Here is a 13,048-nt window from a genome sequence, read left to right as displayed (position 1 = left end):
TCTGCGCCCGGGTGCGTTTCGTCGTCCCAGACCGCGAAGTCGATTTCGCACCCCACGTCCTGTGAGCACCGCCGGCGCCGTGTCCTTTCGCGACCTGTTCGGCAGCCCGCCCGCCGCGGTGGCCTGCGCCCCCGCGCGCGTCAACCTGCTCGGTGAGCACACCGACTACAACGAGGGCTTCGTGCTGCCGGTGCCGCTGCCGCTGGCGACCTGCGTGGAAGCGGGCGTGGCCGAGGGCCTGGTGGAGGCGTACAGCGTTGCGTTCGGTGAGCGCAGGGCCCGCGGGGTCGATGCGGGCCCGCAGGGAGACTGGCTCGACTATCCGGCCGGGTGCGTCTGGGCGCTGCGGCGCGAGGGCTTCGACGTCCCCGGCGTGAGGCTGCGGATCGACAGCACGGTGCCCCTGGGCGTGGGGCTGTCGAGTTCCGCTGCTCTGGAAGTCGCGGTCATGCGGGCCGTGCGCCAACTGTACGGGCTGGCACTCGACGACTTGCACCTGGCGCAACTGGCCCAGCGTGCGGAGGTCGAGTTCGTCGGCGTCCGCTGCGGCATCATGGACCAGATGGTCGCCTCGGTGGGGCAGGCCGGGACGGCGCTGTTGTTGGACACGCGCGACCTCCGCTACGAGCACTTGCCGCTGCTTCCGGGGCACCGGATGGTGGTGATCGACTCGGGCGTGCGCAGGCACCTGGCTGAAGGTAAGTACAATCGGCGGCGCGTAGAGTGCGAGCGCGCTGCGAGGCTGCTGGGTGTGTGTGCGCTCCGCGACCTCACCCCCGACGACCTCCTGCGCGCCGAAACCCTTCCGGATCCGCTGCCACGCCGTGTGCGGCACGTCGTCTGCGAGAACGCCCGGGTGTGGGCGGGTGCACAGGCCCTGCGACAGGCCGACGCCATCACCTTCGGCCGCCTCATGTCGGAGTCCCACCGGTCGCTGCGGGACGACTTCGAAGTCTCCACACCCGAACTGGACCGGCTCGTCGAGGCGGCGTTGCGCGCGCGTGCGCTCGGCGCCCGCCTCACCGGTGCCGGCTTCGGAGGGGCCGTAGTGGCCGTCGTGCCCCTGGAAGCGCTAGACACCTTTGGCAGCGGCCTCGCGCGGGCGGCCCCCTCCGCCCGCATCCTCGTGCGGTGAGTGGCGACGCTAGACGCGCTCGCGGACCTCAGTGCGCGGGAAGTACTCCAGCCCCCTCCGGCGAGCCTGGTACATGTGGCGGTCGGCGCTGGCCAGCAGCGCGCTGGCGCTGTCGCCGTGTTCGGGGAGGCTGGCGATGCCGACGGTGACCTGGATTCCGCCCTGCCAGCGTGCAGTGGCGGCCGGCAACCCCGCCAGCAGCCGGCGCGCCGCCACCTCGGCTTCCGGCAGGCTGGTATCCGGTAGGATGACCACGAACTCGTCCCCCCCGAACCGGCAGGCCACGTCCTGCCGACGGCAGACGGCGCGGATCTGCGAGGCGGCCGCCACCAGCAGCTCGTCGCCCACCCGATGCCCCAGCGTATCGTTGATTGCCTTCAGGCCGACCGCGTCGACCAGCAGCACGGACAGGCGGTGACCGCCGCGCAGCGCCCGGTGGATTTCCTGCACCAACCGTTCTTCCAAGTATCGCCGGTTGTACAGACCGGTCAGCGGATCCGTCCTCGCCTGCACGCTCAGTAGCTCCCGCAGGCGGACGCCCTTGAGGATGGCGGCGACCTGGTCGGCGAACATCCTGGCGACTTCGACAGACTCCCGCCCGAACGCGTCGGATCGGCTGTGGTTGTCCAGGTTCAGGAATGCTTCGAGCCGGCCGTCCAAGACGATCGGCACACCGAGGGTGGAACGCAGGCTGGCCATCGCGCCGTACAGCGCGATCCTCTCCCAGCCTGCGGCCGGACGGCTCTGGGCGACCCGCGCCCGGGCTTCCTCACCCGAAAGGATACGGGGAGTGCCCTGCCGCAGGGAGGAGGCATCCAGCCCGTACCACTTGAGCCGGTCCTCCTCGCTGAACCGCACCTCCCGCAGCCGCGAGACGTCGTAGCCGACCCCAGCGACGAAGGCGAAGCCGTCTGCCTCGCGGATCGACAGGCTGCCCCTCTCGGCTCCCGGGACCAAGGCCACCGCCTCTTCGACCGCGCGCTGGCACAGCGGCTCCAGATCCAGGCTGCCGTCGGCCAGCGTTCGCGTGGTCTGCAGCAGCGCGTCCCGCTGCGACACCGCCCGTGAGAGGGCCTCGTACAAGCGGGCGGTCTCGATGGCGAGTGCGATCGGCGGCCCCACCAACGCCAGCAACTCCCTGTCCTCCGGCGGGATCGCGTCGCGACCGGCGGCATGGATCACCAGCACGCCCACAACACCGGTCTTGCCCTCCAGCGGGAGATACACACCGGACATACGCCCGCCGACGCTGTCCGGCGACACCGGTGGGTACGTGCGCGGGTCGGTCGTCAGGTCGAAGACGTACTCCGAGCGTCCGCTGCGATAGACTTCCCAGCTGACGCCGCGGCCTCGGGGCACCGTCGCGGGACCCCAGCGCCGGGCCAGGCCGGAACACGCGGTGACGACGAGGGCATCACCCGTCTCGTCCGGCAGCAGGATCGAAGTGCCGGCGAAGCCACCTGCAGTGTGCAGCGCGTCGGTGAGCCGCTGTGGCAGGGATTCCGGATCGTGGACACCGACCTGGAACTCGCGGATCAGCCTCCACAACAGGCGGACCCTGCGGTCGGCGTGGCCTACAGTCGCGCCTACGGTCATCGTCACTCCGCCAACTGCCCTGCCCCCCACCCCTTGCAAAAAAGCAATTCCCGTGCCGTGCGGTCGTGGGCCCGGGCACAATCCTGCAGCGGGTGCGGTTGCTTCGGGTGTGCCTTCGCCCCGGGCATCGCGCGGGATCGGAGCCGGGGTCCGGAAGGTGGAGCCGGCGAGGGGATTTGAACCCCTAACCTGCTGATTACAAATCAGCTGCTCTGCCGTTGAGCTACGCCGGCACCCACGACAGCATAGCGCACCGGACGGCGGAGGGGTACCAAACAGTCACCCTAGCCTGCGGGTGGTTCGTAGTAGCAGACGGCTTCGCCGTCCACGGTCGTCTCACCGTGCTGGTTCGTACACCACACCTTCAGCGTGAGGATCGGCTTGTCCTCGCGAATCCGGACGACCTCCGCAGCCGCGGTGATCGTATCCCCGATCCGCGTCGGCTTGAGGAAGCGCATCTGACAGGACAAGAAGATCGCACCGGGACCCGGCAGGTGCATCCCCAGCACGGCCGACAGGAACGCGCCCGACAGCATCCCGTGCGCGATGCGACCTCCAAACCGCGTCTTCTGCGCGTATTCGGCATTCACGTGCAGGGGGTTGTAGTCACCGCTGAGGCCCGCGAACGCCACGATGTCTGCCTCCGTGACGGTTCGCGCCATCTCCGCCCGCTGTCCGAGGCGGAATGGAAACCTCCGTGGGGTGCGCCGCCGACCGCTCATGAACCCCTCCGCACCGATGGGATGCCAAATGCCATCTTGCCCCCGATCCGAGGGTATAATCTATTCACCAACCGCCCGGAGGTCGCCTCTTGCGGGATCAGTACGGCCGGCCCATCCGCGACCTGCGCATCTCCCTGACGGACCGGTGCAACCTGCGCTGCGTGTACTGCATGCCGGCAGAGGGGATCGCGTTCCGCCCGGCCGCCGAGCTGCTGCAGGAGCCCGAGATCTTGCTGCTGACGCGGATCGCGGCGGAGCTGGGCGTGCGTAAGGTGCGGCTGACGGGTGGCGAACCGACCGTCCGGCCGGACCTGGTGGGCATCGTACGCGGCATCGCCTCGATCCCCGGGATCGCAGACGTCGCCCTCACCACCAACGGTGTACGCCTGCGGGACCTGGCCCGACCCCTGGCGCGGGCCGGGCTGCGGCGCGTGAACGTCAGCCTGGACACGCTGGACGCCGAGGCATTCCGGCGGATCACCCGTGGCGGCCGGCTGAGCGACGTGCTCGAAGGGCTGGCAGCCGCAGAAGAGGCAGGGTTGCGACCGATCAAGATCAACGCGGTCGTCGTCCGCGGGTTCAACGACGACGCGGTGGAGGATCTGGCGGCCCTCACCCTGCGCCGACTCTGGGAGGTCCGGTTCATCGAGATGATGCCGTTCGGGACGGTCGGGGACTTCGCGACCGCCGGCGTGGTGCGCAGCGAGGAGACGATGGCCCGCATCGAGGCCCGGTTCGGGCCGCTGCGGCCGGTGGATCTGTCCGGAGAGGACCCCGCGCGCACCTACCGCCTGCCGGGGGCGATCGGCATTCTCGGATTCATCAGCCCCGTCAGCGAGCCGTTCTGCGCGAAGTGCGGGCGGCTGCGGCTGACCGCCGACGGGAAACTGCGGCTGTGTCTGCTGCGCGACGACGAGGAGGACCTGCTGACACCCCTGCGGGCGGGCGCTTCCTATCAGGAACTGCGCGACCTCTTCGCGGCCGCGGCCTACCGCCGGCCGTTCGGCCACGCCCTGGCCGAGCGCATGTACCCGCACAAGCGCGCGATGATCCAGATCGGCGGCTAGATCCGGCCTAGCCGTCTTCTGGGTCCACCCATTCTTCCTCGCGGGGTTCGAACGCCTCCCCGCAGCGCGGGCAGACCACTTCCTCGTCCGGCTCGGCGGGGGCCAACCGCAGGATGGGATGCGCACAACGAGGACACACGACGCGGATCATGATCCGTCCCCGACGCTCGGGCACCGGTCGGCCGAGCGCAGGCCGCCTGCGGATGTCGCTTATTCTTCTTGTTCCAGGTTCCTCTCGAGTTTGCGCTTGACCCGTTGCAGGGCGTTGTCGATGGACTTAACGTGGCGGCGCAGCTCGTTGGCCATCTCCTGGTAGGACTTGCCTTCGAGGTAGGCGCTGAGCACCCTGTGCTCCAGCTCGCTCAGGTTGCGGCGGATCCGGGCCCGCATCCGGGCGGATGCCTCCTCGTTGATGACCAGCTCCTCCGGGTCGGACACCTTCATGCCGCCGATCACGTCCAGCAGCGTCCGATCGGAGTCGTCGTCGTAGATCGGCTTGTTCAAGGAGATGTAAGAGTTCAGGGGGATGTGCTTCTGGCGGGTGGCGGTCTTGATCGCGGTGATGATCTGGCGCGTGATGCACAGCTCCGCGAACGCACGGAACGAGCTCAGCTTGTCGCGCCGGAAGTCGCGTATGGCCTTGTACAGGCCGATCATGCCTTCCTGGATGATGTCTTCACGATCGGCGCCGATGAGGAAATACGCCTTAGCCTTGACGCGCACGAAGTTGCGATACTTGTTGATGAGGAATTCGGAGGCTCGATCGTCGCCGTTCTTCGCCGTCTCCACGAGGTCTTCGTCCACCATCTCCGCGTACGGTGCTGACGCTTCCTTTCGCGCAACGGCCACCGGCATCGCCTCCGATGTCGACTGTGTGGTGGAACCGCTTGAGAGGTCTATAGCCAAAAAGCCAAGCACATTATAGAGACGCTCTATCCGGAGGGTCAAGCAAACGGCACCGGTCCGTCGGCGCGGCCGAGCGCCGACGAAGTCTCGGTGGACCCCGCCGCCGTGCGCCCCTTCTTCAGGGTCCCCTCAGCGCTGCCTGCTTGCGGGTTCCGAACTTCACGATCTTCGGGACGGGCTTGTAGTACGAGTGGGCCACGACCTCGCGGCGGACGACGACACCCTGCTCGCGGACGATACGGACCGTGGTTGCCCGGAAACCGCGCTTGGCTGCCAGCACCTGGGTCGCGCCGACGGGCAGCCCGGGATCCGGCCGGCGGATCTCGCCTTCGGGCGCCGGCAGCACCTGGACGTCAGTCACGAGGATCGCCACTTCACGGCCCGAGCGGCGCGTGCCGTAAAGCGAGATCGTCAGCGCGCGCCCCCGCACCTCCGCCCACATCAGCAGCGGCGGCCCGTCGTTGCGAAACCGCAGGTCCAATGAGCCGTACGAGACCGCCGCGTCCCGGCCCAGCGGCAGGTAGCTCACCGGCGCGCTGTGGTTGGTGCGAGCCAAAATCTTCAGGTCCGCGAACAGCACCACGTTGAACAGCGTCGAGGACACCTGGCAGACGCCGCCTCCGTCGCCCGGCACGAACTCGTCGTTGAGGATCACCGGTGCCTCCCGGTATCCGGCGGCGCGCGTACGCGGTCCGACGACACGGTTGAAGGAGAATTCCTCGCCGGTGAGGAGGAGGATGCCCCGGAGCTTGCTGGCCGCCAGAGCGATGTTGAAGTTCCGGTTGGGCACGTCGGGGAAGTGCGTCGTGTAGGTCGCCACGACCTCCCGGATCCCCATAGCCTGCAGCCGTTCGGCCGTCCACCGCGGCCGCACCGCCGCGAGGGGCAGCGTCACCCGTTCCCACCCTTCCCGCGCGGCGACGGCGAGGATGCGAGCCGCCGCCGCGTGATCGATGGTCGTCCCGTCGCGGCCGGGGACGATGCGGACCTGCCCGTCCTGCACCCAAAGGCGCGCGTCTTGCGGCTGGGTCCCCACCTGGGCGGCGGCCTGGTCGACGAACGCCCGCAGGGCCGCGGGGTCCACACTGAACGGGATCGCCAAGCGGAGTGGTTCGGACCGCAGCCGCCAGCGCATCCGCAGTCTATCTACCAGGCCGCCAGCTCGTCCGACTCCGAACGCCCGGCGGACGGTGCCGTATAGGTCGGATCGAAGCCCCAGCTCACCGGCAGTACGCCGCCAGGTCCGGTCCCCCGCGCGAATGACGATCGGACGCTGCACCCTCGCCTGCACACGCGCACGGAGGTGCTCCAGCGCCTGCTCGCGCGTGAGTCCTCCCAGGTGGAGGTCTTCGATCCAGATGCCGTCGTAGAAAGTGCCGGCATGCGAACGCTCGTCGAGCACGTACGCTGCTGCCGCACCTGCGAGCAACGCGACGAAGACCGCAAGCACGCCGCCGATCCAGCGCAAATCGATCCCCTCCCCAGACAACTGGGGGCTGCGAGCCCCTCAGGGACGCTCCTCGCACGGCTGCCCGCTCCGCTCCCGCGGCCCGCCGTGGCCATGTCGGTGCTGCCGCACGACCTCGAAGAGCAAGATCGCCGCCGCCACGGACGCGTTGAGCGAGGAGATCCGCCCTCGCATGGGGATGCGCACCGTCAGGTCGCACCGTTCCCGGACCAGCCGGCGCACCCCGGACCTCTCCCCGCCGATCACCAGGGCCAGTGGCGGGCGCAACGCCACCTCATCGTAACACCGGAGCGCTCGGGGGTCGGCGGCCACCGTCAGCAGCCCGGCGGCCCGACACGCCTTTACTGCCTGTGCCATGTTCGTCACCATCGCGACGGGCACGTGCTCGATCGCGCCCGCCGACGCCTTGGCCACCGCCGGGCTCAGACCGGCCGCGCGACGCCTGGGGATGACCACGCCGTGGGCACCGGCCGCCTCGGCGGTGCGCACGATCGCGCCCAGGTTCCTGGGGTCCTCGATCCCGTCCAGCAGTACCAAGAACGGCGCGCCGCGCGCTGTGGCCTGCTTGAGGAGCGCTTCGAGCTCGACCGTGCGGTGGGGTGAGATGAGGGCGATCACTCCCTGGTGTGCGCCGGTGGCCGAGACGGCAGCCAGGTGGCGCGGATCGACGAACTGCACGGGGATGCCCCGGCTCTTGGCGTGCGAGACGATGCGGGCCAGTGTCCCGGCTAGACGCGCGGTGCGCGCGATCTGGATCTTGCGGATCGGCCGATCGGCGTGCAGCGCCTCCCAGACGGGGTTGCGGCCCTCGATGAGGTCCGCTACCGAATCCTCCACCGGCTGCCCCCCGGATAGTCCTCCACCGAAACGCCGATCTCCCCCAGGCGCCTGCGGATGCGATCGGCGGTGGCGAAGTCGCGTCGGTCGCGGGCCCGCTGGCGCGCGGCCAGGATCGCGTCGAGGATCTCTTTGGTCTTGCCGGTGGGGTCGATCGAGCGCAGCGCCTCTTCTTCTTCCAGCAGGCGGCGCAGCTGTTGGTCCAGCCACTCCTGGGGGACCGCCGGCGCCAAGCGCAGCCCCAACACACCCGCCAGTTCGCGCAGCCCATCGGCGGCCTGCGCCAGGGCGTCCGCGGCGTCCTCCGGCGCGCCCACGTCCCCCACGCGCTTGGCCAGCGCGTCGGTGAGGCGGTTGGCGTCCGCGGCCAGGGCGAAGATCTCCGCGATCGCCTGCGGCGTGTTGAAGTCGTCGTCCATCGCGGCCCGGAACGCCTCCCGTGCGGACGCGGCGCGCTCAAAGAGCGCCTGCGCTGCTGGCGAACGACGGCCGGACGGCGTACAGCGGCGCAGGACGGCATCGATCGCTTCCACCGCGTGCCGGAGCCGTTCGGCCCCGCGGTCGGCCGCTTCGACGGCCTGTTCCTTCCACGTGAGCGGGTTCCGGTAGTGAGATGACAGAAAGAACAGTCGCAGCCCGTCGGGGCTGTAGCGCCCGAGGGCCTCCTCGATCGAGACGACGTTGCCCAGGTGGCGCGTCATCTTCTCTTCGGCCCCGCCCGGGCGCAGCAGCGCGTTGTGGATCCAGTACTTGACGAAGGGCTTGCCGGTGAAGTTCTCGGACTGGGCGATCTCGTTCTCGTGGTGCGGAAAGATCACGTCCTCGCCGCCGCCGTGGATGTCCAGCTGCGGTCCGAGGTAATGGATCGACATCGCCGAGCACTCGATGTGCCAGCCCGGTAGCCCCTCCCCCCATGGGCTCGGCCACGAGGGCTCCCCCGGCTTGGCCCGCGTCCACAGCGCGAAATCCATCGGGTGTTCCTTGCGCTCGTCCACCGCGATGCGGGCGCCGGCCTGCATCTCTTCCAGGCGTCGCCCCGACAGCTTGCCGTAGTCGGGGTCGGAGGTCACGCGGAAGTAGACGTCGCCGTCTACGACGTAGGCGTGCCCCTTTTCGATCAGCACCCCGATGATCTCGATCATCTGGGGGATGACCTCAGTGGCCCGCGGGTAGGAGTGCGCCCGCAGGACGTTCAGCGCGTCCATCTCCCGATGGAAGCGGGCGATGTACTCCTCGGCGATCGCCTGGATCGTCCGCCCCTCCCGCTGCGATCGGGCCACGATCCGATCCTCGATGTCGGTGAAGTTCTGGACGTGCCGCACCCGGTAGCCGGACCACTCCAGATGCCGACGGATCACGTCGAAGACCACGTAGCTCATCGCGTGGCCGACGTGGGCGGGCCCGTACAGGTTCACTCCGCAGACGTACATCTTCACGTCCGGCGGTTGGAGCGGCTCGAAGCGCTCCTTGCGCCGCGTCAGGGTGTTCGTCACGTGCAGGGCCATCACACCCGCTCCAGCAGCACCACCGCGATCGCCTGGATGCCCTCACCCCGACCGATGGCACCCATGCCCTCCGCCGTCGTCGCCTTGACCGCGACGTCGGCGACCGGCAGGTCCAGGATCTCGGCGATGCGTGCGCGCATGCGTTCGACGTACGGGCTCAGGCGCGGCGCCTCCGCAACGACGACCGCGTCCACCTGGACGACCGCCCATCCCATCTCGCCCAGACGATCGCGTACTCCGCGCAGCAGCGCGGCGCTGTCCGCGTCCCGGTAGCGATCGTCGTCGGGCGGGAAGTGTGCCCCGATGTCGCCCAGCCCCGCCGCCCCCAGCGCCGCGTCCATCACCGCGTGCAGGAGGACGTCGGCGTCGCTGTGGCCCGCCAGGCCTCGCTCGTACGGGATCTCCACGCCGCCCAACCGCAACGTTCTGCCCTGGGCGAACCGGTGCAGGTCCAATCCCAACCCTACGCGCATGCGTCGGGCCGACAGTTCCCGCCTCCCCCGTCCCGGTGGGCACTCACCGACCGCGAGCCCGCGCCGGGCTACCCTTCCCGCCACTGCAGCAGCGCTTCGGCGATGACCAGATCCTCCGGAGACGTGATCTTGAGGTTCTCGGGGCTTCCCGGCACCAAGTGCACCTCGACTCCGAGGCGTTCGACCAGCGCGGCGTCGTCGGTGCCGTAGAACCCATCGGCCCGCGCGCGCTCGTGCGCCGCCCGCAGCAGCTCGTAGCGAAAGCCCTGCGGCGTCTGGGCCGCCACCAGGACGTCGCGGTCGATCGTCTCGCGCACGACCTCGCCGTCGACGCGCTTGGCGGTGTCGCGGACCGGGACCGCGGCGAGCGCCGCACCATGGGCCACCGTCGCCTGTACAACGCGCTCGATGATGTCCGTCGTGACCAGTGGCCGCGCGCCGTCGTGCACCAGCACCACGTCACACTGGTCCAGCGCCTGCAGCCCCAGTGCGACCGACTGCTGTCGCTTCAAGCCCCCGGCCACCACCGCCGACACCTTGCCCAGACCGTACTTCGCGACCAGCTGCGTCACCCTCGGAAGCGCCGCCTGGCTGGCGACGACGACGATGTCGTCGACATGAGGGCTGTGGTGGAAGGGGAGGATCGAGCGGACGATCACCGGTACCTGTCGCAGCGACAGCAGCACCTTCGGCGTGCCCTGCCCCATCCGCGCGCTGCGGCCGGCGGCGGCAATGAGCGCGGCCACACGGGGCCGTTTGTGTCTTGCCAACTCGACCTCCCGGAAGGACAGGGGTGTTGGGCGCGGCCGAGGCGCGTCAACCCGTCGACCGGCGTCCGGCGCCGTCGTGCTTCGGCCGGGCGAAGATCATCCTTCCCGCGGCCGTCTGCAGAACGCTGGTGGCCACGACCTCGACCTCGGTCCCGATCATCCCTCGACCGCCCTCGACGACGATCATCGTACCGTCTTCCAGATAGCCCACGCCCTGCCCCGCCTCCTTGCCCTCGCGCATCACCTGCACGCGCAGTTCCTCACCCGGGAGCACGACCGGCCGCAGTGCACCGCTGAGATCGTTGATGTTCAGCACGCGGACGCCCTGGAGCTGGGCCACCCGGTTCAGATTGAAGTCGGTCGTGACGATGCTGGCCCGATGCGCGCGCGCGAGTTCGACGACCCGCTCGTCCACGTCGCCCCCACCTTCGTCCTCTACGATCTGCAACGCCTGAGATTCCGTCTGCAGGCGGTTGAGCACATCCAGTGCGCGTCGCCCCCGCGCACGGCGCCGCGGGTCGGTGGAGTCCGAAATCGACTGCAACTCCCGCAGCACCGAACGCGGCACGAGCAGCGTACCTTCTAGAAACCCCGCCTGCACCACGTCGGCGATGCGGCCGTCGATGATCGCGCTGGTGTCCAGTACCTTCGGCGCGCCGCGCACCCGCCGTCCGGAGCGGTCGAACATCCCGGCCAGTTCCTCCCGGCGCTGCAGCGCGAACTGCAGGCCGAGGTAGCCAAAGACCACGAGCGCGCCCAGCCGGAGGTACCCCCCAATGCCCGGGATGCCCGAGAGCAGATATCCCACGGCGCTGGCGATCAGCAACCCGACCGCGAGGCCCACGAGCGCCACGCCCAGATCCCGCAGCGGCACACGTCCCAGCCACGCGAGCACCCGCGACATCCCGCGGACGAACAGCGCCCACAGCAAAGGCGCGCTCAGGCGGCCGGCGACCGCGACCACCGCGGCCGCGGCGAACTGCGCGCCCAGCCTGGGCCAGCCACCCGGGAGGAACAGCGCCGCCAACGGCTCCACGGACTGGAACCCGATCACGGCGCCGAGCACGAACCCCGCCCACGCCGCGACCCGGCCGGCCACTTTGGATGCCGAGCTCATTTCGTGGACAGTATAGCAACAGTACTCAGAAAGGCTCCCCCGCCGGCGGTCGCCACGGCGCGAGGTCAAGGGCTTGCGCGATCGTCTGCACACCCACGATCCGCAGCGTGCCCGCACCGGGGACCGGCAGGCTGGACTCGGGGACCAGGGCCATCCGGAATCCCAACTTGGATCCCTCGGCGAGACGGCGCGCGATCTGCGGCACCGCGCGCACTTCGCCCGACAGCCCCACCTCCCCGCAGAACAGCGCCTGCGGGTCGAGGGCGCGATCGCGCAAGGACGAGGCGACGGCCAGGGCGACGCCGAGGTCGGCGGCGGGGTCGGCGATGCGCACACCCCCCACCGCGTTCACGTACACGTCCGCCTGACCGATCGCCAGCCCCGCGTGGCGCTCGAGGACGGCCAGCAGGAGCAGCAGGCGGTTGTAGTCCAACCCGGCGGTCGTCCGACGCGGCGTCCCGAACGGGGTGGGTGCCACCAGGGCCTGGACCTCGACCAGCAGCGGCCGCGTACCCTCGATCGCACAGACGACGGCGGCCCCCGACGCCCCCTCGGGCCGTGGGGTCACAAACGCCGCCGATGGATTGGGGACCTCCCGCAGCCCCGTGCCCTGCATCTCGAAGACGCCGATTTCGTTCGTCGAACCGAACCGGTTCTTGATCGCCCGCAGCACGCGGTACGCCTGGTGGCGCTCGCCCTCGAAGTACAGGACGGTGTCCACGATGTGCTCCAACACGCGCGGTCCGGCGATCGCCCCCTCCTTGGTGACGTGGCCGACCACGAAGGCGGCGATGCCCTCAGCCTTAGACAGCCTGAGCAGCGCCGCGGCACACTCCCGCACCTGCCCGACGCTGCCCGGCGAACTCGGGACATCGGGCAGGTACACGGTCTGGATGCTGTCGACGACCATCACCGCCGGCCGCAGCCGACGCGCCGCCTCCAGCACCGCCCCCAGGTCCGTTTCGGCGACCACGTAGATCCGCGGCGAGGTGGCGCCGATCCGCTCTGCACGCATCCTGGTTTGCTGTGGCGACTCCTCGCCGGCCACGTACAGCACGGTGTGGCCGGCCGACGCCAGACGGTCTGAGGCCTGCAGCATCAAAGTGCTCTTGCCGGCCCCCGGCTCGCCGCCGACCAGCACCATCGACGCGGGCACGATCCCCCCGCCCAGGACGCGATCCAACTCGCCGATGCCGGTCGGCAAGCGTTCGTAGGGCAGGGGTTCGACCTCCAAAATCGGCACCGGCCGGGCGGTCCGGCCGACGGCCCTCGTGCGCACGGCGGCCTCCTCCGCGAAGGTGTTCCAGCCGTCGCAGCCCGGACAGCGCCCCAGCCACTTCGGCGACTCGTAGCCGCACGCCTGACAGATGTAGCGAATCTTCATCCCAATCTCCGCCAAACGAAGAGGAGGGCGGGCGGCGCCCTCCTCCTCAAAGACCTCCAGCCAGACCG

13 protein-coding genes and 1 tRNA gene are annotated in these 13,048 nt (G+C 69.8%); 2 read left to right on the top strand and 12 right to left on the bottom strand.

Annotated features, from left to right (window positions below; all coding sequences use genetic code 11):
* The first annotated feature begins 79 nt into the window (after positions 1 to 79).
* Complete coding sequence (galK, locus tag QN163_03495; protein MDR5683075.1) at positions 80 to 1,135, top strand: galactokinase; 1,056 nt, start codon at positions 80 to 82, stop codon at positions 1,133 to 1,135.
* 9 nt (positions 1,136 to 1,144) lie between these two features.
* Here galK and QN163_03490 read toward each other — a convergent pair whose 3' ends face one another.
* The 3 genes from QN163_03490 to QN163_03480 all read right to left on the bottom strand — a co-directional run bounded on the left by QN163_03490 (position 1,145) and on the right by QN163_03480 (position 3,453).
* Positions 1,145 to 2,731 (bottom strand): diguanylate cyclase, encoded by a 1,587-nt coding sequence (locus QN163_03490; protein MDR5683074.1) that lies wholly within the window; start codon positions 2,729 to 2,731, stop codon positions 1,145 to 1,147.
* Between the two features lie 158 nt (positions 2,732 to 2,889).
* Positions 2,890 to 2,964 (bottom strand) — tRNA-Thr (locus tag QN163_03485).
* Positions 2,965 to 3,015: 51 nt separating this feature from the next.
* Positions 3,016 to 3,453, bottom strand: a complete 438-nt coding sequence (locus QN163_03480) for a MaoC family dehydratase (GenBank protein ID MDR5683073.1) — start codon at positions 3,451 to 3,453, stop codon at positions 3,016 to 3,018.
* An 89-nt stretch (positions 3,454 to 3,542) separates the two neighbouring features.
* Between QN163_03480 and moaA the strand changes: the two genes are divergently transcribed.
* Positions 3,543 to 4,520, top strand: a complete 978-nt coding sequence (gene moaA / locus QN163_03475; GenBank protein ID MDR5683072.1) for a GTP 3',8-cyclase MoaA — start codon at positions 3,543 to 3,545, stop codon at positions 4,518 to 4,520.
* A gap of 7 nt (positions 4,521 to 4,527) precedes the next feature.
* Here the strand turns inward: moaA and QN163_03470 are convergent, their stop codons facing one another.
* The 9 genes from QN163_03470 to radA form a co-directional block, all read right to left on the bottom strand.
* Positions 4,528 to 4,671: a hypothetical protein gene (locus QN163_03470; protein MDR5683071.1), complete on the bottom strand. Its 144-nt coding sequence runs from the start codon at positions 4,669 to 4,671 to the stop codon at positions 4,528 to 4,530.
* Positions 4,672 to 4,730: 59 nt separating this feature from the next.
* Entirely contained in the window at positions 4,731 to 5,375 is a 645-nt protein-coding gene (gene sigH / locus QN163_03465) for an RNA polymerase sporulation sigma factor SigH (protein MDR5683070.1), read from the bottom strand.
* Positions 5,376 to 5,544: 169 nt separating this feature from the next.
* Complete coding sequence (locus QN163_03460) at positions 5,545 to 6,894, bottom strand: VanW family protein (GenBank protein MDR5683069.1); 1,350 nt, start codon at positions 6,892 to 6,894, stop codon at positions 5,545 to 5,547.
* A gap of 39 nt (positions 6,895 to 6,933) precedes the next feature.
* Positions 6,934 to 7,731, bottom strand: coding sequence for a 23S rRNA (guanosine(2251)-2'-O)-methyltransferase RlmB (rlmB, locus tag QN163_03455; GenBank protein ID MDR5683068.1), 798 nt, complete (start codon positions 7,729 to 7,731; stop codon positions 6,934 to 6,936).
* Positions 7,716 to 9,236 (bottom strand): cysteine--tRNA ligase, encoded by a 1,521-nt coding sequence (gene cysS / locus QN163_03450; protein ID MDR5683067.1) that lies wholly within the window; start codon positions 9,234 to 9,236, stop codon positions 7,716 to 7,718. Before cysS ends, rlmB begins: the two co-directional genes overlap by 16 nt.
* Positions 9,236 to 9,709: a 2-C-methyl-D-erythritol 2,4-cyclodiphosphate synthase gene (ispF, locus tag QN163_03445; GenBank protein MDR5683066.1), complete on the bottom strand. Its 474-nt coding sequence runs from the start codon at positions 9,707 to 9,709 to the stop codon at positions 9,236 to 9,238. Before ispF ends, cysS begins: the two co-directional genes overlap by 1 nt.
* Before the next feature lie 68 nt (positions 9,710 to 9,777).
* Complete coding sequence (gene ispD, locus QN163_03440) at positions 9,778 to 10,479, bottom strand: 2-C-methyl-D-erythritol 4-phosphate cytidylyltransferase (protein MDR5683065.1); 702 nt, start codon at positions 10,477 to 10,479, stop codon at positions 9,778 to 9,780.
* Between the two features lie 46 nt (positions 10,480 to 10,525).
* Complete coding sequence (locus tag QN163_03435) at positions 10,526 to 11,578, bottom strand: TRAM domain-containing protein (GenBank protein MDR5683064.1); 1,053 nt, start codon at positions 11,576 to 11,578, stop codon at positions 10,526 to 10,528.
* A gap of 43 nt (positions 11,579 to 11,621) precedes the next feature.
* Positions 11,622 to 12,980: a DNA repair protein RadA gene (gene radA, locus QN163_03430; GenBank protein MDR5683063.1), complete on the bottom strand. Its 1,359-nt coding sequence runs from the start codon at positions 12,978 to 12,980 to the stop codon at positions 11,622 to 11,624.
* Between the last annotated feature and the right edge of the window lie 68 nt (positions 12,981 to 13,048).

The organism is Armatimonadota bacterium (assembly GCA_031432545.1).
Classification (GTDB): domain Bacteria; phylum Sysuimicrobiota; class Sysuimicrobiia; order Sysuimicrobiales; family Sysuimicrobiaceae; genus Caldifonticola; species Caldifonticola tengchongensis.
Note: the sequence above shows the minus strand (reverse complement) of the source record. Positions and strands in the feature narration are given on the sequence as shown.

Excerpts from the sequence above, each read along its gene's own strand:
- QN163_03490 (MDR5683074.1), bottom strand. The coding sequence starts at position 2,731 with ATGACCGTAGGCGCGACTGTAGGCCACGCCGACCGCAGGGTCCGCCTG.
- QN163_03480 (MDR5683073.1), bottom strand. The coding sequence starts at position 3,453 with ATGAGCGGTCGGCGGCGCACCCCACGGAGGTTTCCATTCCGCCTCGGA.
- QN163_03470 (MDR5683071.1), bottom strand. The coding sequence starts at position 4,671 with ATGATCCGCGTCGTGTGTCCTCGTTGTGCGCATCCCATCCTGCGGTTG.
- sigH (MDR5683070.1), bottom strand. The coding sequence starts at position 5,375 with ATGCCGGTGGCCGTTGCGCGAAAGGAAGCGTCAGCACCGTACGCGGAG.
- cysS (MDR5683067.1), bottom strand. The coding sequence starts at position 9,236 with ATGGCCCTGCACGTGACGAACACCCTGACGCGGCGCAAGGAGCGCTTC.
- ispF (MDR5683066.1), bottom strand. The coding sequence starts at position 9,709 with ATGCGCGTAGGGTTGGGATTGGACCTGCACCGGTTCGCCCAGGGCAGA.
- radA (MDR5683063.1), bottom strand. The coding sequence starts at position 12,980 with ATGAAGATTCGCTACATCTGTCAGGCGTGCGGCTACGAGTCGCCGAAG.